At 26.2% G+C, this 1378-nt stretch carries 1 protein-coding gene; it reads right to left on the reverse strand.

Translation table 11 applies throughout. The features are described 5' to 3' along the window. Nucleotides 1-801: 801 nt before the first annotated feature. Nucleotides 802-1185: a hypothetical protein gene (locus Q0762_RS13870; protein ID WP_298767725.1), complete on the reverse strand. Its 384-nt coding sequence runs from the start codon at nt 1183-1185 to the stop codon at nt 802-804. Nucleotides 1186-1378: the final 193 nt, after the last annotated feature.

Genomic DNA, 1378 nt, shown 5'->3' on the forward strand with positions numbered 1-1378 from the left:
GATAATTTAATCTTTCAGATGTTATAATCATATTTTTAAGAATTTGAGTGAGTAATAGTTGCCAACGTTGTTGTATAAACTTTTGTTGCGTTGATTAAGTGTAAAGTTAATAAATATTTACCAAATTAAAAGTGTGCGAGAATTTTCCAAAATAAACGATAAATAGCAATAAAATTTATACGGTGTTAGCTAAAGTTGTGAATTTGCATAATTGTTTTTTTTCTAACTATTTTCTAACGTTCTTTTTTCAAGTTTGAGTAAGAATTCCGCAATTTTTGAATTTCGTTTTTAATGATTTAAACTTATAAAAATTCCGTTTTTCCAATTTTCTCAGACAAGCTCAATTCCGCAAACTTTCTGATTTAATATTTGAGTAATAATTCCGCAATTTTGATTTTAGTGTTTTCTTATTTTTTTACTTTTATCTAATTCCACAATTTTTAAAAATTGCGATAAGTAAGAGATTGTTCCATAATTTTAAAATTCTGTTTTTCTCTTTTTTATTCCGCCTGAGTGAGTGAGCAATTTTAGCTAACGTGTTTGTGTAGGAAAAGTTGCGTGGTTAAGCAATAAAGTTAGTAAATAAAATACTAACCAAGAAAATCCGCGAGGATTTTCGTAAGTAGGCTTTTACCAGCAATTTTTTTTACACGGTGTTGTAAAATGCGTATTTAATTTTTCAACATTTTTTGTTAATGATTTTCAAATTCGGTTTTTGGGTAAAAATCCCTACTCTTTTTATTACATAATTTATTTACTGTAAATTTTTTGAATTCAGTTTTTTTTATATTCAAATATTATTTAATTTTTCTGATATGTAATTGGATTTCCGTTTATTACAACAGTAGAGATTAAAATAGTTCCACTTAAATTTGCTGTTCTAACTTCATCATCTACAGTCCAAGTTACTTTATTTCCCTCAAAAACATAAGTTCCTTGTTTTACAACATTTCCTGCAAATGGACCAGATGCTCTAAATTCTATTCTTTGGCAATTTGTTTCTGTTAAAAACTCAATAGTTGTTGTAGAGCCATTTCCGTGAATAATCGATGCAATTGGGTCATTAGCTGTATAACTATTTCCTATAAAAGGATTTTGTGTTATTTCCTCTTCTGACGATGAACAGCTAAAAGCAAAAATGGTAGCTAAAATTAATATGTATTTTTTCATTATTTTGTTTTTCATAGTTTTAATTATAAGATTCAATTTTTATTATATTCATATTTTCGATTTAATTTAGATTTGAGCAAAAAATTAATAGATATTAATTACTTTTCGGATAATCACATCAGAAGTTTTTTACAACGTTGTTGTATAAAGTTTTGTTGCGTTGATTAAGCGTAAAGATAATAAATATTTACCAAATTAAAAGTGTGCG

It is taken from the genome of uncultured Polaribacter sp. (genome assembly GCF_947495205.1).
Classification (GTDB): domain Bacteria; phylum Bacteroidota; class Bacteroidia; order Flavobacteriales; family Flavobacteriaceae; genus Polaribacter.